20 protein-coding genes and 1 riboswitch are annotated in these 23595 nt (G+C 47.5%); of the genes, 13 read left to right on the top strand and 7 right to left on the bottom strand.

Features of this window, described 5'->3' with window-relative positions; all coding sequences use genetic code 11:
* Positions 1-117 precede the first annotated feature (117 nt).
* On the top strand, positions 118-2253 hold the full coding sequence (gene nrdD / locus DWX28_RS05545; protein ID WP_022215365.1) for an anaerobic ribonucleoside-triphosphate reductase: 2136 nt from the start codon (positions 118-120) through the stop codon (positions 2251-2253).
* An 89-nt stretch (positions 2254-2342) separates the two neighbouring features.
* Here the strand turns inward: nrdD and eutJ are convergent, their stop codons facing one another.
* The 3 genes from eutJ to arcC all read right to left on the bottom strand — a co-directional run bounded on the left by eutJ (position 2343) and on the right by arcC (position 4962).
* Positions 2343-3182, bottom strand: coding sequence for an ethanolamine utilization protein EutJ (gene eutJ / locus DWX28_RS05540; protein ID WP_022215364.1), 840 nt, complete (start codon positions 3180-3182; stop codon positions 2343-2345).
* Positions 3183-3508: 326 nt separating this feature from the next.
* Positions 3509-3832 (bottom strand): helix-turn-helix domain-containing protein, encoded by a 324-nt coding sequence (locus tag DWX28_RS05535; protein WP_022215363.1) that lies wholly within the window; start codon positions 3830-3832, stop codon positions 3509-3511.
* Between the two features lie 197 nt (positions 3833-4029).
* Positions 4030-4962: a carbamate kinase gene (gene arcC, locus DWX28_RS05530; protein WP_022215362.1), complete on the bottom strand. Its 933-nt coding sequence runs from the start codon at positions 4960-4962 to the stop codon at positions 4030-4032.
* A 144-nt stretch (positions 4963-5106) separates the two neighbouring features.
* Between arcC and DWX28_RS05525 the strand changes: the two genes are divergently transcribed.
* The 3 genes from DWX28_RS05525 (at position 5107) to DWX28_RS05515 (ending at position 8391) form a co-directional block, all read left to right on the top strand.
* On the top strand, positions 5107-6000 hold the full coding sequence (locus DWX28_RS05525; RefSeq protein ID WP_118252093.1) for an aldose 1-epimerase family protein: 894 nt from the start codon (positions 5107-5109) through the stop codon (positions 5998-6000).
* 21 nt (positions 6001-6021) lie between these two features.
* Positions 6022-6714 carry a D-lyxose/D-mannose family sugar isomerase gene (locus DWX28_RS05520; RefSeq protein WP_022215360.1) on the top strand — a complete coding sequence of 231 codons (693 nt, stop codon included), beginning with the start codon at positions 6022-6024 and terminating at the stop codon, positions 6712-6714.
* A gap of 414 nt (positions 6715-7128) precedes the next feature.
* A complete protein-coding gene (locus tag DWX28_RS05515) occupies positions 7129-8391 on the top strand; it encodes a DUF11 domain-containing protein (RefSeq protein WP_118252092.1) in 1263 nt (420 codons plus the stop codon).
* Between the two features lie 18 nt (positions 8392-8409).
* Here the strand turns inward: DWX28_RS05515 and thiC are convergent, their stop codons facing one another.
* The 4 genes from thiC to thiW are packed head-to-tail and all read right to left on the bottom strand — an operon-like array spanning position 8410 to position 11916.
* On the bottom strand, positions 8410-9720 hold the full coding sequence (gene thiC / locus DWX28_RS05510) for a phosphomethylpyrimidine synthase ThiC (protein WP_022215358.1): 1311 nt from the start codon (positions 9718-9720) through the stop codon (positions 8410-8412).
* 35 nt (positions 9721-9755) lie between these two features.
* Positions 9756-10565 carry a bifunctional hydroxymethylpyrimidine kinase/phosphomethylpyrimidine kinase gene (gene thiD, locus DWX28_RS05505; protein WP_118252091.1) on the bottom strand — a complete coding sequence of 270 codons (810 nt, stop codon included), beginning with the start codon at positions 10563-10565 and terminating at the stop codon, positions 9756-9758.
* A 31-nt stretch (positions 10566-10596) separates the two neighbouring features.
* Entirely contained in the window at positions 10597-11403 is an 807-nt protein-coding gene (locus tag DWX28_RS05500; protein WP_118252090.1) for a hydroxyethylthiazole kinase, read from the bottom strand.
* Between the two features lie 3 nt (positions 11404-11406).
* Positions 11407-11916, bottom strand: coding sequence for an energy coupling factor transporter S component ThiW (thiW, locus tag DWX28_RS05495; protein WP_022215355.1), 510 nt, complete (start codon positions 11914-11916; stop codon positions 11407-11409).
* 85 nt (positions 11917-12001) lie between these two features.
* Positions 12002-12109: riboswitch (TPP riboswitch) on the bottom strand.
* A gap of 158 nt (positions 12110-12267) precedes the next feature.
* Between thiW and DWX28_RS05490 the strand changes: the two genes are divergently transcribed.
* The 9 genes from DWX28_RS05490 to pknB all read left to right on the top strand — a co-directional run bounded on the left by DWX28_RS05490 (position 12268) and on the right by pknB (position 23593).
* Complete coding sequence (locus DWX28_RS05490) at positions 12268-13740, top strand: UDP-N-acetylmuramoyl-L-alanyl-D-glutamate--2,6-diaminopimelate ligase (protein ID WP_022215354.1); 1473 nt, start codon at positions 12268-12270, stop codon at positions 13738-13740.
* A complete protein-coding gene (priA, locus tag DWX28_RS05485; RefSeq protein ID WP_173906786.1) occupies positions 13737-15956 on the top strand; it encodes a replication restart helicase PriA in 2220 nt (739 codons plus the stop codon). The genes DWX28_RS05490 and priA overlap by 4 nt, the downstream gene beginning before the upstream one ends.
* Positions 15957-16085: 129 nt before the next feature.
* Complete coding sequence (def, locus tag DWX28_RS05480) at positions 16086-16577, top strand: peptide deformylase (RefSeq protein WP_022215352.1); 492 nt, start codon at positions 16086-16088, stop codon at positions 16575-16577.
* 22 nt (positions 16578-16599) lie between these two features.
* Positions 16600-17550, top strand: a complete 951-nt coding sequence (fmt, locus tag DWX28_RS05475) for a methionyl-tRNA formyltransferase (RefSeq protein ID WP_118252089.1) — start codon at positions 16600-16602, stop codon at positions 17548-17550.
* A 4-nt stretch (positions 17551-17554) separates the two neighbouring features.
* Positions 17555-18256 carry a zinc metallopeptidase gene (locus tag DWX28_RS05470; protein ID WP_022215350.1) on the top strand — a complete coding sequence of 234 codons (702 nt, stop codon included), beginning with the start codon at positions 17555-17557 and terminating at the stop codon, positions 18254-18256.
* On the top strand, positions 18249-19601 hold the full coding sequence (gene rsmB / locus DWX28_RS05465) for a 16S rRNA (cytosine(967)-C(5))-methyltransferase RsmB (RefSeq protein WP_022215349.1): 1353 nt from the start codon (positions 18249-18251) through the stop codon (positions 19599-19601). Before DWX28_RS05470 ends, rsmB begins: the two co-directional genes overlap by 8 nt.
* Before the next feature lie 2 nt (positions 19602-19603).
* Positions 19604-20644: a 23S rRNA (adenine(2503)-C(2))-methyltransferase RlmN gene (gene rlmN / locus DWX28_RS05460; protein ID WP_022215348.1), complete on the top strand. Its 1041-nt coding sequence runs from the start codon at positions 19604-19606 to the stop codon at positions 20642-20644.
* Position 20645: 1 nt separating this feature from the next.
* Positions 20646-21392, top strand: a complete 747-nt coding sequence (locus DWX28_RS05455) for a Stp1/IreP family PP2C-type Ser/Thr phosphatase (protein WP_022215347.1) — start codon at positions 20646-20648, stop codon at positions 21390-21392.
* Positions 21386-23593 carry a Stk1 family PASTA domain-containing Ser/Thr kinase gene (pknB, locus tag DWX28_RS05450; protein ID WP_118252088.1) on the top strand — a complete coding sequence of 736 codons (2208 nt, stop codon included), beginning with the start codon at positions 21386-21388 and terminating at the stop codon, positions 23591-23593. The genes DWX28_RS05455 and pknB overlap by 7 nt, the downstream gene beginning before the upstream one ends.
* The last annotated feature ends 2 nt before the right edge of the window (positions 23594-23595 follow it).

Below are 23595 nucleotides of genomic sequence, written 5' to 3'. Positions count from 1 at the left end.
AATATCCCCTTTTATTTTACATGATGTTGTGGTATACTCTCATAAGCGATACAAGATATGGGGAAGGCGAAAAGAATAGAAAAGCCTTATATTATAGCAAACAGGAGAGACAAAGGTATGATCTATGTAATCAAAAAAGACGGCACGCGAGAAGAATTTGATCCGCAGAAGATCGTCAAGGCGGTAAATAAATCAGCCGCACGTATTCTTTATAAATTTTCAGATGAAGAGAAGGAATTTATCTGCCAGTTCGCGCAGGAACATGCAGATTCTCTCGGAAAGAACGAGATCGAGATCCAGGAGATGCACAATATCGTAGAGGGCGCACTGGAGCGTGTGAATCCGGCAGTTGCCAAGAGTTACCGCGATTACCGCAACTACAAGCTGGATTTTATCCATATGATGGATGATGTCTATACCAAGAGCCAGGCGATCCGCTATATCGGTGACAAGAGTAATGCGAATACAGATAGTGCTCTTGTTGCGACCAAGAGAAGCCTGATCTTTAACGAACTGAACAAGGAATTATACAGGAAGTTTTTTATGAACCGCAATGAGCTGCAGGCATGCAAGGACGGATACATCTATATTCACGATCAGTCTGCACGACTGGACACGATGAACTGCTGCCTGTTTGATGTGGGGGCAGTTTTAAGCGGCGGTTTCGAGATGGGGAATGTCTGGTACAACGAGCCGAAGACACTGGATACTGCATTTGATGTCATGGGTGATATCATCCTGAGTACAGCAGCACAGCAGTACGGCGGCTTTACAGTGCCGGAGGTCGACAAGATCCTCGGACCGTACGCACAGAAGAGTTATGACAAATACGTCAGCGAATTTATGAAATACTCCGATGAGAACTGGACCGGCAGAGAAGAGAGAGCTATCGAGTACGCGCTGGACAAAGTCCGGAGAGATTTTGATCAGGGATGGCAGGGAATCGAGTACAAGCTGAATACGGTAGGTTCTTCCCGTGGTGACTATCCGTTTGTTACTGTGACACTCGGACTTGGTACAGGTCAGTTCGAGAAGATGTGTAATATTTCTCTTCTGCAGGTGCACAAGGGCGGTCAGGGTAAGAAAGGCCATAAGAAGCCGGTTCTTTTCCCTAAGATCGTATTTCTGTATGATGAGAATCTTCATGGACCGGGCAAACCGTGCGAGGACATCTTTGAGGAGGGCGTTGACTGCTCCTCCAAGACCATGTATCCGGACTGGCTTTCTCTGACTGGCAAGGGCTATATCGCAAGCATGTACAAGCAGTATGGCAAGGTTATCAGCCCGATGGGATGCCGTGCATTCTTAAGTCCATGGTATGAGAGAGGCGGCATGTATCCGGCAGATGAGAATGACAAGCCTGTATTTGTAGGACGTTTCAATATCGGTGCAGTCAGTCTTCATCTTCCGATGATCCTGGCGAAAGCAAGAGCAGAGAGCAGAGATTTTTACGAGGTTCTTGATTTTTACCTGCAGATGATCCGAAATCTCCACATCCGCACCTATGAGTACCTGGGACAGATGAGAGCATCCACGAACCCGCTTGCTTACTGTGAGGGCGGTTTCTACGGCGGTCATCTCAAACCGAACGAAAAGATCGGCAAGATCCTCAAACCGATGACAGCTTCCTTCGGGATCACAGCCCTGAATGAGCTTCAGGAGCTTTACAACGGCAAATCTATCCGCGAGGATGGACAGTTTGCACTGGAAGTACTGAAATATATCAATGACAAAGTAAACCAGTTCAAGCAGGAGGACGGATACCTCTATGCGATCTACGGAACACCGGCAGAGAGCCTCTGTGGTCTTCAGGTTGAGCAGTTCCGCAAGATGTATGGAATCGTAGAGGGTGTTTCTGACAGACCGTATGTCAGCAATAGCTTCCACTGCCATGTTACCGAGGATGTGACTCCGATTGAGAAACAGGATCTGGAGGGACGTTTTTGGGAACTCTGCAACGGCGGTAAGATCCAGTATGTCCGTTATCCGATCGGCTACAACAAAGAAGCCATCCGTACCCTGATCCGCAGAGCGATGGACCTGGGCTATTATGAGGGTGTAAACCTTTCTCTGGCTTACTGCGATGACTGCGGTCACCAGGAGCTGGAAATGGACGTATGCCCGGTATGCGGCTCACGTAACCTGACAAAGATCGACCGTATGAACGGATATCTTTCCTATAGCCGTGTTCATGGTGACACACGATTGAATGAAGCGAAGATGGCCGAGATCGCAGAGCGTAAATCTATGTAAGCAGATAGAGTTTTAAGTATACAAAAAGAGTACAGATATGACGAAAGTGAAAGTCATGTCTGTACTCTTTTTGGTATATAAGGAGAAATTTATTTCTTCTTAGGTGTTACCGGCGGCAGCTCGCAGTAGTAAGCGATGCCAAGTGGTGTTACAAGAAGCGGGTGGACAGGACGGTAGACCGGAAGTTTGAGTTTCTTCTCGAATACGGTCGTGAATTCTTTGAAGCTGGCAGAACCGCCTACGACGTAAACCGCAGGGACCTCATATCCCTGGAGAAATCTTTCGGTGATTGTTGCCATCTTCTCAACAGTAGCCTTGATAACAGGAAAAATCTCAGCTTCCTTTTCAGGGTCAGTCTTGAGAACTTCAGCGTCCTCGTAAGGAATCTTGTAATGACCTGCAACGGTCATGGTCATGTGGCTTCCGCCTGTTGCCTCATCGTCGGTATAGATGACCTTGCCATCCTTGAGGATGCTGATTCCGGTAGTGCCGCCGCCGACATCGACAACTGCACCGTCAGTGATCTTGAGCACGGCAGAAGCAGCAGTCGGTTCATCTACGATGTTGGTTACTTCAAAACCGGCTCCTTCGAGGACATAGCCGATGCTTTTGATACTGCCCTCGGAAACTCCTGGAGGGATCGCTGCGGCACCGTAGAGAAGCTCCGTGCCGAGTTTTTCTTCAAGCTCATTTTTAAGTTTGGTGACAAGCTGAACGGACTCATAATAATTGACGATCACACCGTCACGGATCGCATGGGAAGGAGCAGAAGCTCCGGCAATCGGGCGGTTGTTGCTGTCCACAACAGCAAGTACGGTATTGGCAGTACCAAGGTCAACGCCGACTTTGAGCCTGCCACGGTAATTTTTGCATTCGCCGGTCCGCACCAGTTCTGCAAAATTAGATAAAGTTCTGTTTTTCAGTTCCATTTTTGCTACTCCATTTCTGCGAAAAAATATCGAATCTGCTATTTATTATATAGGAAATGACAGAAAAAAACAATGAATGGAGGAGAAAACTTTGAAAATTGTGCGACTGCTTGTTACTGTTCACAGGTAGTATCCCGCGAGGTGTTTTGCCATGAATATGGCAAAATCCCGAGACATACAGGGCAAAATCCCATCACCGAAGGTGATTTGGAATGGATTTTGACCAAGTTACTGTGAACGGAGTGAACAGTAACGACTGCTTTGGAGAGAGACAAAAAAGAGCTGCCAGTAACATGGCAGCCCGTAAATTCAGGATCTGGATGGTTTTATAAGGTTTTTGACAGTCCCTTCATATAGGTGATCGCCAGAGTTTTGTCCTCCGGACTCAGTGCAGTAAAAAGTTTCAGACACTGTGCCTGGTCAGAAGTAAGCCCTTTGCTGCTGTTTCCTGGATCAAAAAAGTCGGTAATGGAGATGCCGAACCCGGAGCAGAGTTTCTGCAGAGTAGGAAGGGAAGGCATATTATGTTTGTTTATCATTGTACTGAGCGTGGAATACGCGATTCCGGATACTTTCGCCAGTTGATAGTAAGACCAGTTACGCTCATCGCATAATTCCTGGATACGATCCAAAGGATTTAATTCTGTCATTATAAGTCACCTCATCGTCATTTGTGCGTGTAAAAAACTAGTAAATACTTCCTATATATATTAACGAAATAGTGCCTAAGTGGAAAGATTAGATTAAACGACACAAATGACACGCTGATACGATGCACAAAAGAAGAACGCCGCCTGCACGGGATGCACAGGGCAGCGTTCTGATATGGTTGGGGGATATACCGTAATTATTTGAGGATAGTTCCGGTTTTTTCTCTGTAGCCGTCTTTGGCGTGAGCGATGTCCGTGATGATCGCACGGCGGTTTTCGCCTTTGCTGAGGAAGGAAAGACCTGCCTCGATCTTAGGAAGCATGGAGCCTGCAGCAAACTGACCTTCATCGATGTATTTCTGTGCTTCTTCTGCGGAAAGCGCACCGAGGTAGGTTTCATGGTCAGTATCTTTGTTGAGGCTGACTTTCTCAACACTAGTGAGGATCAGAAGAGTATCTGCGTTCAGCTCCTCTGCAAGAAGTCCGCTTGCAAAATCCTTCTCAATGATGGCACTTGCACCATGGAGGTTGATTCCCTGTTCCATAACAGGAATTCCGCCGCCGCCGGCTGCGATCACGACCTGACCGGCATCTGTAAGGGCACGTACTGTCTCGATCTCGACGATGCGCTGCGGCTTCGGAGCTGCAAGGATACGGCGGTATTCGCCAGGTGCAGTCTCGGTAACAAAGTTACCCTTATCTTCCTCTGCCTCCGCTTCCTCTGCGTTGAGGACACGACCGATCACCTTCTCAGGTTCACCGAAAGCATCATCGTATGGATCGATAACAACCTGGGTCAGGATCGTGGCAACCGGTTTGTAAATACCGCGGGAGATGAGCTCAGCACGGATCGCATTCTGGAGGTCATATCCGATGTAACCCTGGCTCATGGCAGAGCAGACAGACATCGGAGCAAAAGTGTAATCCGGATGTGCTTTACCGAATTCATTCATTGCTGTGTGGATCATGCCGACCTGTGGTCCGTTACTGTGGGAGATGACAACACGTGTGCCTTCTTCTACAAGATCTGCAATTGCTTTAGCAGTTTCTCTGGTAGCAAGTTTCTGTTCTGGAAGTGTTGTGCCAAGGGCTTTGTGACCAAGAGCAACAACTACGGTTTTTTCGCTCATATGGATTCCTCGTTTCTTTTCAGTTTTGGTATAACTTGGTGTGAATAATTATCTATATTATAAAAGAATGGGCGTGGAATTGCAATAAAAAGATAGAATACATCCCCTTGGCATGATATACTGACAGAATAGGAGGTTAAAAGCATGAACTATACAATCAAAAATCAGAAACTAACTCTGGAGATATCATCCAGAGGAGGGGAATTTCAGTCGATCCGTGACGCACAGGGCAGAGAATATCTCTGGCAGGGGGATGCTGCAACATGGACAGACAGAGGACCGAATCTTTTTCCTTATATAGGAAGGATGACCGATCAGAGTTATACATACCAGGGACAGACGTATCATATGGATATACATGGATTTCTTCCAACTGCAGAGCTGAACCTGGTGGAACACAAAGAAGAGGAACTGACACTGAGACTGGAGGATTCACCGGAAACGGAAAGACAATATCCGTTTAAATTTGTGCTGGATATTACATGGAAACTGGAAAATGAAAAAATTTCGATTACTTATCTTGTAAAAAATACAGATGACAAAACCATATATTTTGGCATCGGAGGACATCCGGGTTTTCAGATCCCGTTTGAAGATGACCTGAAATTTGAAGATTATCGAATTGATTTTGGCGAGGGAGCCAAACCACGCCGCATCCTTCTTTCAGAGGACTGTTTTGTACTGGAAAAGGATGAACCATTGCAGCTTGTACAGGGGCGATACCTGAATCTGGAACATACATTGTTCGACAATGATGCGATCGTATTAAAAAATATGCCAGAAGAAATAAGGATCAACAGTGAAAAAGGCGAGAAAGAGATTCGAGTTGCATTTCCGGATATGGATTATCTGGGATTCTGGCACTGGCCACATGCGGAAGTAGATTATATGTGTGTAGAACCATGGAGTTCCCTTCCTTCCCGCAAAAATATCGTAGAAGATCTGGAGAAACAGAAGAACCTGCATGCTCTGAAATCTGGAGAAGAGTACAGAAACACATGGAGCATTATGCTCACTACACTAGATAGGATAAAATAATACAAAAAGGAGACGGCAGTTATGAAAAGATCAGAAATCAACAAAGCATTAAAAGACTTGGAAAATATGCTGAGGGAATATCAATATTTCCTTCCGAAGTTTGCAGATTTCACGCCGGAAGAATGGAAATCAAAGGGGCATGAGTTTGATGAGATCCGTGACAACATGCTGGGATGGGATATCACAGATTATGGTCTCGGAAAGTTTGATGAAGTAGGATTTTCACTGTTTACGATCCGTAACGGAAATCTTAAGATGCAGGATAAATATAAAAAACCATACGCAGAAAAATTTCTCTATTTAAAAGAGGGACAGTACGCTCCGAATCATTTTCACTGGTACAAGATGGAGGATATCATCAACAGAGGCGGTGGAAACATCCTGATCCGTGTTTTTAATTCTCTGCCGGATGAGTCTATTGATAAGCAGAATGATGTGACAGTCCATATCGACGGAGAGACCAGAGTAGTTCCGGCAGGCACGCAGGTCCGCCTGGAACCGGGAATGAGCATCAGCATTATGCAGGGAATGTACCATGATTTTGAAGTAGAACCGGGAACAGGTGCAGTCCTGATCGGAGAAGTCAGCCAGTGTAATGATGACAATACCGACAACCGCTTCGAACCGCCAGTAGGTCGTTTCCCGGAAATTGAGGAAGACGAGCCGCCATACCGTCTTCTGTGCAATGAATACCCGCCTGCACCGGAGAAATAAAGACATAAGGAAAAGCCGCCTGAACTCAGGCGACCTGTTTCCTTAACTTTTTTGAGGGGGGAGATAGAGAGTGGTTATTCATCTATCCAAGACCTATTATAAGAAATAAATGTGTGCAAACTGTGTACGGATTCTAAAAGAAATCGAAATTTTATAAATAAATCTTAAATAAATTTTATAATTACAGGATATCCTTGTATATCTGAGCAGAACATGTTACATTCATTAAGTCGGAATCTTATTTCGCAGGATTCCATTTGAGAGTTATTTTTTCTTATCGTCGTTCGACGAAAACATTCCATTTTTGATTAGATCTGTAAACAGAACGGAAGGGAAGGGGAGATGCCTATGACTGTGTGAACATATTCCTGGACAGAAACAACAGTAAAGCAGAGTAAAAAGGAGTATGTTTTTATGAAAAATAAAATATGGAGAAACTGGAAAATGACAGGTGCAGCCCTTATCATGTCCTGTTCGCTTCTGATGGGAAGTGGGAGTGCGGTTCTGGGAGCAGAGTTGGCGGAAAGTGATATTTTTCTGGAAGATGCGGAAGAAATAAATCCGCCCGAAGAGTCTGAGACAGAACAGGAGCTGGATTTGGCAGAAGTGGTGGATGAGATAAGGACAATGGAAGCAGCGGAAACTCTGGAAATAACCGAAATACCGGAAATTACAGAATCTCCCACTGCAACAGATATACCGCCGTTCACCGATTCGGAGGAAAAGGATCAGACACCATCGTACAAAATGTGGATAACCCCGCAGCAGACCCAGATCAAAGCAGGGAAAGAACTGCTCTATACGATCTCAGTGGAAAACACGGGCAAATGTCCTCTCAAAAACATCTGTCTTCAGAGCACTTTTTCGGATACATCGCTGGAGGGAACATGGGAAGAAGCAGAAGATGCAGAAATCCAGGAAAAGAACCTGAAACTGGAAAAGCTGGAAACAGGGATAAAAAAAGAATTTTATTTTTCTGTACAGCTTCCAGAGACACAGTCGGGAAAGATCTGCCTGTATCTGAATGGAACTGCAGAGTATGAAGAGGAAGAAACGGGCGAACTTCGAAGCCTTGTCTCAGTGGAACAAAGCAGTGAGACAGAAATCCTCCCGCTCAAAGCAGATTTTCAGGTCACAAAGACGGCTGACCGCACAATGGCAGTGCCGGGAGATAAAGTCACTTTTCAGATATGCATCCGAAACACCGGGGAGAGGACACTTCACTCCGTGGTAACGACAGAAAAATTTCAGCTTCAGAATGTTCCGGTGCGGTTTCTGGAAGCAGAAGGGATCGTACTGAACAAAGCCAGGACGAAAGCACGGATCGAGAAGATCGAGCCAGGGTGTTCTGTGGGGCTTCTGGCGGAGGTGACGCTTCCGGAGAAACTGAAAGACCAGAAACTTGTAAATGAGGTCAGCGTGACAACAACAGAAACAGGGGAACGAAAAGTAACATCAAAGACTGAGATCGAGGTATACAGGACAGCAGAGACACCAACACCAGAACCAGAGGCAGTTTCAGATGAAGGTGCACCAAACCAGAATGCAGAGAAAAAAGGGCAGGCAGCTTCCACGCATCCAAAAACCGGGGATCCCATGAAGCCTGTCCTGTGGCTCATGATGATCCCCGGTTCCCTTCTCGCGGCTGGCTGGGTGCGCAGCCGGATGCGAAACTAGATTAAATAAGATTACAGATTACAGGATATCAATGTGTTCTCCTGCAAGAGCTTTGTTCATGCTTCGAACAGCACAGAATTTACCGCACATACTGCAGGTATCACTGTGGTCGTCCTCCGGAAGACGGTCGTCGCGGATCGCTTTGGCTGTCTCCGGGTCGAGGGCGCAGGCAAACTGTGCATCCCAGTCAAGAACACGGCGTGCATCAGCCATCTTGTCATCGATATCTCTGGCGTGCGGGATACCTTTGGCGATATCTGCCGCATGGGCTGCGATCTTGGAAGCGATGATTCCCTGTTTAACATCATCAACATTCGGAAGTGCCAGATGTTCAGCCGGTGTTACATAGCAGAGGAAAGCAGCTCCGTTCATAGCGGCAACGGCACCACCGATCGCTGCTGTGATGTGGTCATAGCCAGGTGCGATATCTGTAACGAGAGGTCCAAGTACATAGAATGGAGCACCCATGCAGATAGTCTGCTGTACTTTCATGTTGGCTGCAACCTGATCGAGAGGAACGTGTCCCGGTCCCTCGACCATAACCTGTACGTTGTGATCCCATGCGCGTTTGGTGAGCTCACCAAGACGGACAAGCTCCTCGATCTGGCATACATCAGTAGCGTCAGCAAGGCATCCCGGACGGCAGGCATCTCCGAGGGAGATCGTCACGTCATGCTCTTCACAGATATCAAGGATCTCATCGAAGTATTCATAGAACGGGTTTTCTTCGCCGGTCATGCTCATCCATGCGAAGACAAGGCTTCCGCCACGGCTTACGATATTCATTTTACGTTTGTGCTTCTTGATCTGTTCGATAGTCTTGCGGGTGATTCCACAGTGAAGAGTAACGAAGTCAACGCCATCTTCTGCGTGCAGACGGATCACATCGATGAAATCATGAGCAGTCAGTTCAGAGAGGTCTCTCTGATAGTGGATGACACTGTCATATACCGGAACAGTTCCGATCATTGCCGGACATTCATGTGTCAGTTTCTGACGGAATGGCTGTGTGTTTCCATGGCTGGAGAGGTCCATGATCGCTTCAGCACCGAGGTCTACGGCTTTCATGACTTTCTGCATTTCAATGTCATAATCCTTGCAGTCTCTGGATACACCAAGGTTTACATTGATCTTGGTGCGGAGCATGCTTCCGACACCTTCCGGGTTCAGGCAGGTGTGGTGTTTGTTCGCACAGATGGCAACCTTACCTTCTGCTACGAGCTGCATCATTTTTTCTACAGGCATGTGTTCCTTTTCTGCAACGGTTTTGATCTGTGGTGTTACGATGCCTTTTCTTGCGGCATCCATCTGAGTTGTATACTGAGTCATAAGTTTCCTCCTGTTTATGTAAAATTTAAAAGTGTTTAATTGTAAAAATAAGAAGTATGCTGTCCACCGAGGGCATGGTCTACCGGTCCGTGACCATTTCCGAGATCAAGGTTTACCCGGAGTGCTTCTGTAAGATATTCCTTGGCTTTGGCAACAGCATCACCGAGGGAATATCCCTTGGCGAGATTGGCTGCGATCGTGCTGGAAAGCGTGCAGCCTGTTCCGTGTGAATTCGGATTGTCAATACGTTCACCTTTGATCCAGAGCGTTTCGTCTCCGGTGTAGAGGAGATCGTTTGCATGGTCGGTTCTGTGTCCGCTTTTGAGAAGAATCGCACAGTGGAATCTTGCAAAAAGCTCCCGGCATGCGTGTTCCATGGAACTGTCATCATTGATGAGAAGTCCGGTCAGAACCTCAGCCTCCGGGATATTCGGTGTGATGAGCTCTGCCAGCGGGAAAAGTTCTGCCTTGAGTGTTTCTTCGGCTTCCGGTTCCATCAGACGATGTCCGCTTGTAGACACCATGACCGGATCCAGGACAATATGTTCCGGTTTGTACTGGCGGAGTTTGGCAGCAACACATTCCATAGCCTCCGGGGACGGAAGCATGCCGATCTTGACGGCATCCGGGAAAATATCAGAAAATACGGCATCCATCTGTGCGGCGATAAAATCAGCCGGTGTTTCCAGAATCCCATATACTCCGGTAGTGTTCTGGGCAGTCAGGGCAGTGATCACACTGGAAGCGTAGACACCGTTCATGGTGATCGCCTTGATATCCGCCTGAATGCCTGCGCCGCCGCTGGAATCGCTTCCTGCGATAGTCAGTACTGTTTTCTTTTTCATAGTGGTTCTCCTCCTGTTGCAAATAATTTTTTTATAAACGAGCGGAAAAAAATATTTTCTGCTCGGTCATATCCATGAGTGACATGTGGAACTGTCCGATGCCGCCGCTATTCTGATCTGTATGTCTTCCGGCTTCCTCTGAAATTTCCTTCCAGAGCTGACCGGCCGTGGACGCTGCCTCGAAGGCAGATGCTTCGCTGCAACAGAACAGGGCACACAGGGCAGAGAGCATGCAGCCGCCGCCCGTGATCCGGCAGAGCCTTGGATCGCCGCCACTAAGCAAAATGGTCTGTTCGCCGTCTGATACGACATCTGTTTTTCCTGTAATAAAAAAGGTGCAGTTATAAAGTCTGGCAGCAGTCCGCGCGAGTTGTGTCAGGTCCTGCGCATCCATATGCAGGCTGCTTTCCACGCCGCCGTGGGAAAAATGTGTTTCCTGTTCCGAATGAAAAGAACAGAGTACAGCCGCTTCTTCCTGATTGCAGCGGACCACAGCCGGATGCACATGATCCAGAAGCTTCCGGAGTTCTCTCCGGCGAAAAGAACTTCCGCCCACACCGACCGGATCGAGAACAACAGGATGACCAAGCTGATTGGCACGTTTCCCGGCAAGGATGCACGCCCGGATCTTGGCTTCATCAGGGACACCGGTGTTTAGAAGGGTTCCCTGACAGAAAGTAGTGATCTCAGCAGCCTCCTGTTCATCCTGCGCCATCACGGCACTTCCGCCGGCAGCGAGAAGGATGTTTGCAACATCATTCATCGTGACCGGATTGGTCAGACAGTGGATCTTTGGTTGTTTCCTAAGGATCGCAGCCAGAATTTCGTTTCTTTCCATAAATTACCTCATTACTGTGTCAAGCACCTGGCTTTTCTCGAAGATGCGGAGAAGCACATAGGCGAGGATGCTGCCTGCCAGAGTGGAGATAAAGAACGGGATCATGTATACCGTAAATCCGGCAGGGGCAAGTCCCATGGCGAAACGTGCAACCGGGTAAGCGGCAAGTCCGCCGAGAACGCCGGTTCCAAGTGCTTCCGCAGCACAGGTGAGACTTAATTTCCTGGTGAAATGGTACATAAGTCCACAGCACAGGGCTCCAACCATGCTTCCCGGAAAAGCAAGAAAACTTCCGATCCCGAGTAGATTTCGGATCAGGCTTGCACAGAATGCAATGCCGATCCCCCACCACGGTCCGAGAAGGACGGCAGAGAATACATTGACCATATGCTGTACCGGAGCACATTTGCTTCCGGCAACCGGAACACTTAAGAAGCTTCCAACTACGGCTGCTGCTGTCAGTACACCGGCAACGGCGAGCTTCTGTGCGGCATGTGTATTGCTCTTTGACATTGGTTTGACCTCCTTTGTTAATTATGAAACATCTGGTCTGAAAAATTAGCGCAAAAAAAGGAGAAATCCGCGGGGGAATTCTCCTGAAAAATCTTCGGTATTTCCCTACGTTGGCATTATCCAAATCAGGTTATGGGTCGAAACCAGTCAGTTTCCTCTCAGCCAGCTTCAGCCAGCTCCCCTGTTTCATATATTTTACGCTACTATTATACAGCCCATTACAGGATATGACAAGAAAAAATTCGAACCGCTTTTTATAAAAAACGGACACAGACCGGACATTGAAAAAGACTTCGACCTGTGATATCCTATAATGGAGTATATCCCGAAGTGAGGAGGATCAGAATAAATATGAAAGTTTCATCATTATTAGAGAGATTGGAATATACCTGCTGCCAGGGCAGCGTGGAGCAGGAAGTCAGTACTGTAGAGTATGATTCCCGCAAAGTGATCGAGAATTCTCTGTTCATCTGTATCAAAGGTGCAGTTGTGGACGGACATAAATTTGTACCGGATGTAGTTGCGAAAGGAGCAAAGACACTGGTAGTCCAGGACGATGTGGAAGCACCGCAGGATGTCACTGTGATCAAGGTAGAAGATACACGCTATGCAATGGCGTTCATTTCTGCCGCATATTTCGGACATCCGGCAGAACAGCTCAAGACCATCGGAATCACAGGAACCAAAGGAAAGACCACAACCACCTACATGGTCAAATCCATCCTTGAAAACGCCGGATACAAAGTCGGCCTGATCGGAACCATCGAGGCGATCATCGGTGACGAGGTGATCCCGGCAGCCAACACAACTCCGGAATCTTTTGTCGTTCAGAAATATTTCCGCAAGATGGTAGATGCAGGATGTGACTGTGTAGTAATGGAAGTTTCTTCACAGGGACTGATGCTTCACAGAACACAGGGCTTTGTTTTTGACTACGGTATCTTTACAAATATCGAACCCGATCATATCGGACCGAACGAGCACAGAGATTTCGCACATTATCTTGCCTGCAAATCCATGCTTCTCCGTCAGTGCAAAGTCGGCATCGTAAACCGCGATGATGAGCACTTTGAGAAGATTATCGAAGGCCATACCTGCAATCTGGAGACTTATGGATTTTCACCGGAGGCAGACCTTCGCGCAGAAGATGCACATATGGTCGGCGGCAAGGGATATCTGGGAATTTCCTACCATGTCAAAGGTCTTATGGACTTCCCGGTAGAAATCGATATTCCAGGTAAATTCAGCATTTACAATTCCCTGACTGCGATCGCCATCTGCCGTCATTTCAAGGTTTCCCAGGAAAACATCATCAAAGCTCTCAAAGTAGCGAGAGTCAAAGGGCGTATCGAGATGATCAAGGTATCCGATGAGTTTACTCTGATGATCGATTATGCACACAATGCGATGGCGCTGGAGAGTCTTCTCACAACTCTGAGAGAATATCATCCGCACAGACTGGTGTGCCTGTTCGGCTGTGGAGGAAACCGTGCAAAATCCCGTCGTTATGAAATGGGTGAGGTTTCCGGAAGAATGGCAGATCTGACTATCATTACTTCAGACAACCCGAGATTCGAGGAGCCACAGGCGATCATCGACGACATCAAGACAGGAATTGCCAAAACAAACGGCAAATACGTAGAGATCTGTGACCGTAAGGAAGCGATCGCCTATGCGATCCATCATGGAGAGCCGGGCGATATCATTGTCCTTGCCGGAAAGGGACATGAAGATTACCAGGAGATCAAAGGAAAGAAGTATCCTATGGATGAAAGAGTTCTGATCGCAGAGATTCTGAAGGAGGATCAGGAAAAAGATCAATGATGTATGCAGATATCATTGTAGATATTTCCCATGAGAAACTGGATCGGAGTTTTCAGTACCGCGTTCCGCAGGAACTGGAAAGCCAGATCCATATAGGAATGGTAGTATCCATTCCTTTTGGAAATGGAAATCATGAGCGCAGAGGTTATGTGATCGGACTTTCCCGGGAGCCCAAGCTGGCCCCGGTAAAGATCAAACCGTTTAAGGAAATCTGCAGCAGCGAGGAAACAACAGAGGAAAAACTGATCGCCCTTGCTGCATGGATGAAAGAACGATATGGTTCCACGATGGCACAGGCACTCAAGACGGTCCTTCCAGTAAGAGAAAAAGTCAAATCCAAAGAAAAACGCTATGTTCTTCTCAATATTGACAGAGAAGAAGCCCTTGCCCTTGCACAAAATCTCGAAAAAGGCAGATGTAAAGCGAGAGCGAGACTTCTTCGGGCACTCTGCGAGGAACCGAAACTTGACTATACCAGAGCTTCGAAAGAACTGGGCATGACTGCGGCAGTGATCGCACCTCTCGTTGAGCAGGGACTTGTCCATATCCAGCAGGATGAAATTTACCGCATTCCGATAGAGGAAGGTTCGATCCCAAGGGAGAAACTGTCAAGTCTTACTGAGGCACAGCAGGAAGTCCTTTGCCAGATCCAGGAGGAATGGCAGAAGGAAACTCCGCGTCCGGTATTGATCCACGGTGTCACCGGAAGCGGCAAGACGCAGGTTTATATGAAACTGATCGAGCAGGTAGTAGCACAGGGAAAACAGGTGATCGTACTAATCCCGGAGATTTCCCTGACATACCAGACAGTACGCAGATTTTATGGATGGTTTGGAGAGAAGGTTTCGGTCCTGAATTCACGATTGTCCATGGGTGAGCGGTATGACCAGTTTCGAAGAGCAAAGCGCGGAGAAATCCAGATCATGGTGGGACCGCGTTCCGCTCTTTTTACACCTTTTTCCAACCTGGGACTTATCATAATTGATGAGGAACATGAGCAGACTTATAAGAGTGAGAACAGTCCACGTTATCATGCGAGAGAGGTGGCTGTGCAGAGGGCAGCGCAGGAAGGTGCACATGTGGTCCTTGGTTCAGCGACGCCGTCCCTGGAAGCATACAGCAGGGCGGTTTCCGGCGAATATCTGCTGACGAAGCTGACGGCCCGCTTTGAGGATCGTCCGCTTCCGGAAGTATCGGTTGTGGATCTCAGGGAAGAATTAAAAGCAGGGAACCGTTCGATCCTGAGCCGTAAACTGAAGGGTTCCCTGGAGAAACGTCTGAGAAATAATGAGCAGTCCATTCTGTTCCTGAACAGGCGCGGGTACGCGGGCTTTGTTTCCTGCCGTTCCTGTGGGGAGGCTCTTAAGTGTCCACACTGCGATGTCGCACTGACAGAACATAACAATGGAAAGCTGGTCTGCCACTACTGTGGCTATGAGAGACCGCGTGTGGAGCAGTGTCCGTCCTGTGGTTCGCCTTATATCGGCGGTTTCAAAGCGGGAACACAGCAGATCGAACAGGTCCTTCACAAGACTTTTCCGAAAGCCCGTGTTCTCCGCATGGATTACGACACTACAAGAAATAAAGGAAGTTATGAGCAGATCCTGTCATCTTTTGCCGCCCATGAAGCGGATATCCTGGTGGGAACCCAGATGATCGTCAAGGGACACGACTTTCCGGATGTGACTCTGGTTGGTGCAGTGGCGGCTGACCTTTCTCTGAATGCGGCCGATTATCGCTGTGCAGAGAGGACATTTCAGCTTCTGACTCAGGCAGTTGGAAGGTCTGGACGGGGCAATAAGCCGGGAGAGGCAGTGATCCAGACATACCATCCGGAACATTACAGTATCCAGACCGCGGCAACCCAGGATTATGAAGCTTTTTACCGCGAGGAGATGAGCTACCGTCTTCTGATGGATTATCCGCCGGCGGCACATATGCTGTCGATCCTTGCTGCGGGAGAAGATGAGGAACTTTTGAGCCAGGGCATGGATTATCTCGGACGATTCGTAGAACGGATCGGGGAAAAATACCACCTTCACGTGATCGGTCCTGCCTATGCATCCGTCGGGAAGATCAACGATGTCTACCACAAGGTCATCTACCTGAAACATCAGGAAGAACGTGTGCTGATGGACATCAAGGATAAAGCAGAAAAATATATCGAAGTAAATTCCGGTTTCCGGAAATTATATATACAGTTTGATTACAGTTAGTGTGCTGTCTCATTGACTTTCAGTTAGCGAAATGTCAATGATACAGTACACTAGTGTACTGCGTCATTCTGCGAAATGTGAGTGATACAGTACACTAATATATAAAGGACAAAAGAAAGGAAGAAAGAAATGGCACTCAGAACAATCAGAACAGAAGGAGATCCGGTACTGAGAAAGGTAAGCAAACCGGTAAAGGAAGTTACACCAAAGATCGTAACTTTAGTAGATGACATGCTTGATACCATGTATGAAGCGATGGGAGTAGGACTTGCAGCACCGCAGGTCGGAATCCTCAAGAGAATCGTAGTTATTGATATCGGGGATGGTCCGATCGTCCTGATCAATCCGGAGATTCTTGAAACCTCCGGCGAACAGACAGGAGACGAAGGATGCTTAAGCGTTCCGGGCATGGCAGGACAGGTGACCCGTCCGAACTATGTCAAAGTAAAGGCAATGAACGAAGACATGGAAGAAGTGATCTACGAAGGAACAGAACTTCTCGCAAGAGCTTTCTGCCATGAGATCGACCACCTCGATGGCAAGATGTACACAGACCTGGTAGAAGGAGAACTTCACAGAACCAGCTATGACGAGGATGAGGAATTTGAGGATTTCGAATAACAGACGAAAAAAGGAGCATATTATGAAAATAGTTTATATGGGAACTCCGGATTTTGCAGTGCCGCCGCTTGCCGCACTGGTAAAAGCCGGATATGAGGTCACGGCAGTTGTGACACAGCCGGACAAACCGAAGGGAAGAGGCAAGACACTTATGCCAACTCCTGTCAAAGAAGAAGCCATGAAACATGAAATTCCGGTTTACCAGCCGGCCAAAGTACGTGATCCGGAATTTGTGGAGACACTTACAGGACTTGCACCGGATATCATCGTTGTGGCAGCTTTTGGACAGATCATCCCGAAGACAATCCTGGATCTTCCGAAATATGGATGTATCAACATCCATGCTTCCCTGCTTCCGAAATACAGAGGTGCAGCACCGATCCAGCAGGCAGTCATTGACGGAGAGAAAGAATCCGGCGTGACGATCATGAGAATGGGAACCGGTCTGGATACCGGAGATATGATCTCCAAGATCGTTGTACCAATCGAGACAGAGGAAACAGGCGGCAGTCTTTTTGATAAACTTGCACAGGCAGGGGCTGATCTTCTGATGGAGACACTTCCTTCTATAGAGAACGGAACTGCTACTTATGAGAAACAGCCGGAGGAAAGCCCGACCCCGTATGCAGCGATGATCACCAAGAAAATGGGACTTATGGATTTTTCAAAGAGTGCCGAAGAACTTGAGAGACTGGTCCGCGGCCTGAACCCGTGGCCGAGCGCCTACACCTTCCTCAATGGAAAAACACTTAAAGTATGGAAATCCACAGTAGAAAAGGGCGCAAATGGTGGAAAAACCACACCGGGAACGATCACAGCGGTGGATAAAACAGGAATCCACGTAGCCTGTGGAGAAGATGTTCTCGTCCTTCGCGAAGTACAGCTTGAGGGAAAGAAGCGTATGGAAACAGATGCTTTCCTTCGCGGCTATCAGGTAACTGAGGAAACCATGCTGACAGATCATAAGGAGTGATAATATGTACGGATATGGATACTATGGATTTGATTGGACGTATCTTCTTCTGATCATCGGAATGCTTCTGTCTCTCGCGGCATCTGCAAAGCTCAAAAGCACCTTTGCCCGTTATAAGAGAGTAAGAAGCGCATCAGGACTTACCGGAGAAGAAGCAGCCAGAAGGATCCTTTACAGTGCCGGGATTACAGATGTACAGGTAAGACCGGTAGCTGGAAGCCTGACAGATCATTATGATCCGCGGACAAAGACGGTAAATCTCTCCCAGGATATTTACGGTCAGACTTCTCTGGCAGCAGTCGGAGTTGCAGCACATGAGTGTGGTCATGCCATCCAGCATGCGACCAACTATGCACCGCTGGAGATGCGGAGCGCGATCGTTCCGGCAGCAAATATCGGAAGCAGTCTTTCCTGGCCGCTGTTTCTGATCGGACTTTTTGCAGGCATCCGCCCGCTGGTAACAGCAGGTATCGTGCTGTTTTCACTGGCAGTGCTGTTTCAGCTTGTGACACTTCCTGTTGAGGTCAATGCATCTGCAAGAGCACTCAAGATGCTTCAGAGCACAGGAATCCTTGGGGCAGATGAGACAAAGGGAGCCCGCAAGGTGCTGACTGCAGCTGCCATGACATATGTTGCAGCACTTGCGGCATCTATTTTACAACTTTTGAGACTTGTGATACTGGCAGGAGGAAGACGAGATGACTAGTGGTATCAATACAAGAGAAATGATATTGGAGATCCTCCTTCAGATCAATGAAGAAGGAGAACACAGCCATATTGCGATCCGCAATGCGCTTTCCAAATATCAGTTCCTTCCGAAGCAGGAGAGAGCCTTTATTACCAGAGTCTGTGAGGGGACTCTGGAATACAGGATCCTCATTGACTATATAATAGATTCTTTTTCAAAGATCACCGTGGACAAGATGAAACCGCCGATCCGTGAGATCCTCAGGAGCGCGGTGTATCAGCTGAAATTCATGGACAGAGTGCCGGACAGCGCAGTTTGCAATGAGGCTGTGAAACTTGCCCAGCGAAAGGGATTTTACAACCTGAAACCTTTTGTGAACGGCGTGCTCCGGACGATAGCGAGACAGATGGATGAACTTGAATATCCTTCGAGAAAGGTAAATCTGGTCCGTTATCTTTCTGTCAGATATTCCATGCCGGAACCACTTGTTCTGCGCTGGCTGAATGATTATGGCGAGGAAGTCACAGAGAAGATGCTGGCGGATTTTCTGGAAGAAAAACCGATCACTGTACGCTGCCGTACATATCTGAATTCTGTAGAGGAGACCTGCGAAAGCCTCCGAAACCAGGGTGTAAAGGTAGAACCGGCGCCGTATCTTCCGTATGCATTCAGGATTTCTGATTATAACCACATTCTTGCACTGGATGCATTTATCGAGGGTAAGATCGTGGCACAGGATGTAAGCTCCATGCTTGTTTCCGAGATCGCAAACCCGCAGAAAGGTGATTATATCATCGACATGTGTGCGGCACCGGGCGGTAAGAGCATTCATCTGGGAGACAAGATGGAAGGCTTTGGAACCGTGGATGCAAGAGATGTCAGCCGGTATAAGGTTGAACTGATCCAGGAAAATATCCACCGCACCGACTCCATCAATGTACAGGCACATGTGCAGGATGCGACAGTGTTCGATGTGGAATCTGAGTGCAAGGCAGATATCGTACTTGCAGATGTACCATGTTCCGGCTACGGTGTGATCGGTAAGAAACCAGAGATCAAATATCGTTCTACTGCACAGAAAGAGGAAGAACTGGTGATCCTCCAGAGAAACATTCTGGACAAGGCAGCAGAGTATGTGAAGCCGCGCGGCGTTCTGATCTTCAGTACCTGTACGATCGCCAAAGAAGAAAACGAAGAAAATATGATGTGGTTTATGAACAACCATCCATTCAAACTGGAAAGCATTGATGAGTTTGTTCCGGATGAACTCAAATCCGAAACGACCAGCCTCGGCTACCTGCAGCTGCTTCCAGGCGTTCACGGAACGGATGGATTCTTTATGGCAAAATTCAGAAGGAAATAAAAATGACAGACATAAAATCAATGACCGTCGAAGAACTGAAGGGGCTTATGGCAGAACTCGGAGAGAAACCTTTCCGCGCAAAGCAGATCTACAGCTGGCTGCACGAGCATCTGGTCACTTCTTACGACGAAATGGAAAACATTCCAAAGAGCCTCAGGCAGAAGCTGGAGCAGTATCCGATCACGGTTCTGGAGACACTGGATGTCCAGATATCCAAGATAGACGGCACCAGGAAATATCTGTTCCGCCTGTCTGATGGAAATATGATCGAGAGTGTTCTTATGAAATACAAGCACGGCAACTCTGTCTGTATCTCTTCTCAGGCGGGGTGCCGTATGGGATGCAGATTCTGTGCTTCCACGATCGGCGGACTTACGAGAAACCTGCTTCCGTCAGAGATGCTGGATCAGATCTACAGAATCCAGACATCACTTGGCGAGCGTATATCCAATGTGGTTGTGATGGGAACCGGCGAGCCGATGGACAACTATGATAACCTTCTTCGCTTCATACATATCCTGACGGAAGAAGGCGGTATCCACATCAGCCAGAGGAACCTGACAGTATCTACCTGCGGCCTTGTTCCACAGATCTACAAGCTTGCAGACGAGAAACTTCAGATGACGCTTGCTGTATCTCTTCATGCGCCGAACGATGAGAAAAGGCGCGAGCTTATGCCGATCGCCAATAAATACTCGATCGATGAGCTTCTGGAAGCCTGTCGGAATTATTTTGACAAGACAGGCAGAAGGATCACCTTTGAGTACAGCCTTGTAGCAGGCGTAAATGACAGTAAAGAGAATGCAAAAGAGCTTGCAGGCCGTCTTAAGGGACTGAACTGTCACGTAAATCTTATCCCGGTCAATCCGGTCAGAGAGCGTTCTTTCGTGCGTTCTACCCGACAGGCTGTTGAGAATTTCAAAATAAATCTTGAAAAATACGGAATAAATGGTACTATTAGAAGGGAAATGGGCAGCGATATTGACGGTGCCTGTGGTCAGTTAAGAAAACGTTACATGGAAAAAACAGAAAGTGAGAAGTGACATGAGGGTATATTCAGCTACGGATGTAGGGCAGAAGCGGAAGATGAACCAGGACTATGTGTTCGTTTCCGAAACCCCTGTAGGAAATCTCCAGAATTTGTTCGTTGTTGCCGATGGAATGGGCGGTCATAATGCGGGAGATTACGCTTCCTCTCATGCCGTTCAGACTTTGGTAGAAGAGATTCAAAAGGATGCAGATTTCAACCCAATCAAGGTGATTCGTCATGCCATTGAGAAAGCCAACACAGAGATCCTTGAATGCGCCAGGAGAGAAGAAGCACTGCGCGGGATGGGAACGACGATCGTGGTGGCTACGGTCGTAGGCCATTATCTATATGTGGCAAATGTTGGTGACAGCCGCCTGTATATCATCCAGGGAAAGATTCGCCAGGTTACGAGGGATCATTCACTTGTAGAAGAGATGGTCAGACTCGGAGAGATCAAGCGGGAAGAGGCGAGAAATCATCCGGACAAAAACATCATCACAAGAGCACTTGGTGCAGAGAGAACCGTAGATATTGACTTTTTTGACCTGAAGATGGAACCGGGCAGTACCATCCTTATGTGTTCCGATGGTCTGAGCAATATGGTAGAAGACAGCAAAATCGAAGAAATTATACTGAACCAGAATGAGGAACTGCCGCAGAAGGGTGAGAGACTTCTGAGAGAAGCCAACCAGAACGGTGGTAAGGATAATATTGCAGTTGTACTGGTAGAACCATTCACGAATGAGGTGGAAAAATGTTAAAGACGGGAACGATCATAGCAGAACGTTATGAAATTTTAGGAAAAATAGGTACCGGCGGAATGGCCGATGTCTATAAAGCAAAGGATCATAAACTCAACCGCTTTGTTGCGGTCAAAGTATTAAAACCGGAATTCAGAGAGGATACAACTTTTATCCGCAAATTCCGCAGCGAGGCACAGGCAGCAGCCGGCCTTACACATCCGAATATCGTCAATGTATTTGATGTAGGAGATGATGGCGGTGTATATTACATCGTCATGGAGCTGATCGAAGGAATCACTCTTAAGGAATATATTGCCAAGAAGGGGAAACTTTCCATCAAAGAAGCGACCAGTATTGCCATTCAGGTATCTATGGGACTGGAAGCAGCACATAACCATGGAATCGTACACCGTGATGTCAAACCGCAGAATATTATCATTTCTACAGATGGTAAAGTGAAGGTAACAGATTTCGGAATCGCGAGAGCCGCATCTTCCAATACGATCAGCTCCAATGTGATGGGATCTGTACACTACAGCTCACCGGAGCAGGTGCGCGGCGGATACAGTGATGAGAAGAGTGACATCTATTCTCTTGGTATCACACTTTATGAGATGGTCACAGGCAGGGTTCCGTTTGACGGAGATACTACAGTAGCTATTGCGATCAAGCATCTGCAGGAAGAGATGGTACCGCCGAGTGTGTACACAGAGAATCTTCCATACAGTCTGGAGCAGATCATCCTGAAATGTACCCAGAAGAGTGTTGGCCGCCGTTACGAGAAAATGGAAGATGTCATTGCAGACCTGAAACATTCACTGATCGATCCTCAGGGAAATTTTGTGACATTATCTTCCGTGGACAATGAAGCCAAGACAGTGGTGATCTCAGACGAAGAACTGGGAGAAATCAAGAATACTCCACGTGCATCTTCAAAGAAATCAGATGTAGAAGATCTGGAAGATGAAATTTATGATACAGATTATGACAGCGATGACGAGGACTATGAGGAAACTCCGGCTGGTAAGAAATCTGACAGGAAAAAGAAGAAAAAGGGACCGAACTCAGCAGTAACTATCGTTGCACTTCTTGCAGGCGCAGTTGTCCTGGTGGGGGCAATTTTTGTGATCGGCAAGGCTGCCGGCATCATCGGAAGTGATGGGGCAGAAACCACACCGCAGACAGAACAGGCAGCAGATACAGCAGACGAAGATGGAATGGTTACTGTTCCGGTTCTGGTAGGCAAGACAGAGGAAGAGGCTTCTGCTCTTCTGGAAGAAGAAAAGCTTGGCAAGCAGATGATGGGAGAAGAGAACTCCACGCAGGAAAAGGGACGAATTTCTTCTCAGGATATTCCGGCAGGAACCAAAGTTGAACAGTATACAACTCTGAAATATTATATCAGTAAAGGTCAGCAGGAAATCACAGTACCAGATGTTTCCGGCCAGACAGGAGTAGATGCGCAGCAGACACTGGAAGATCTTGGACTTACTGTAACTGTACAGAAAGAATACAGTGAAGCAGATGACAGTGGATGGCCGCTTACAGAACCAGGATATGTTATGGCCGTATCACCGGAAACTGGCACAAGCATGACAGCAGGCGGATCAGTAACCCTGACAGTCAGCCGTGGTCTGGATTATGGTGATACTGCACAGATTCCGGATGTATTAGGAATGACTAAGAATGAAGCGATCACTGCACTTGGTAAATGGGCAGACATTCAGATTACAGAACAGCAGAGCAGTGAAGTGCCGGCAGGACAGGTCATCTCACAGGATCCATCTGCAACTTCAGAGGATGGGGACACCGCATACGGCAATCCGGATGAAACGATCTCTATCGTAGTAAGCAGCGGCAATCAGGCTCCGGCAGATACAACAACTACAACAGATACAACAACAGACAGTGCTTCCACAGCAGATACGGCGCAGCAGAGCACAGCTGCTGCAAACGGCGAAGTATGGAAATGTACGCAGACACTGAATACTCCAAATGGATATCAGGGTGGTGCAATTCGTCTGGAACTGATCCAGGAAGTAAACGGAGAAACAACTTCTACTAAAGTGGTTGACGGAGAGGCGATTACATTCCCGTATACGTTGGATATTACAGGTGCGTCAGGAGTCAGCGAAGGAACATTGTATGTATCAGAGCTGATTGACGGAAACTTCCAGCAGCTTGGTTCTTATCCACTGACTTTCAAGAAAGCAGAGTAATT

It is taken from the genome of Blautia sp. AF19-10LB, assembly GCF_003461245.1.
Taxonomy (GTDB): domain Bacteria; phylum Bacillota; class Clostridia; order Lachnospirales; family Lachnospiraceae; genus Blautia_A; species Blautia_A intestinihominis.
This window is presented reverse-complemented; position numbering and strand designations above follow the sequence as displayed.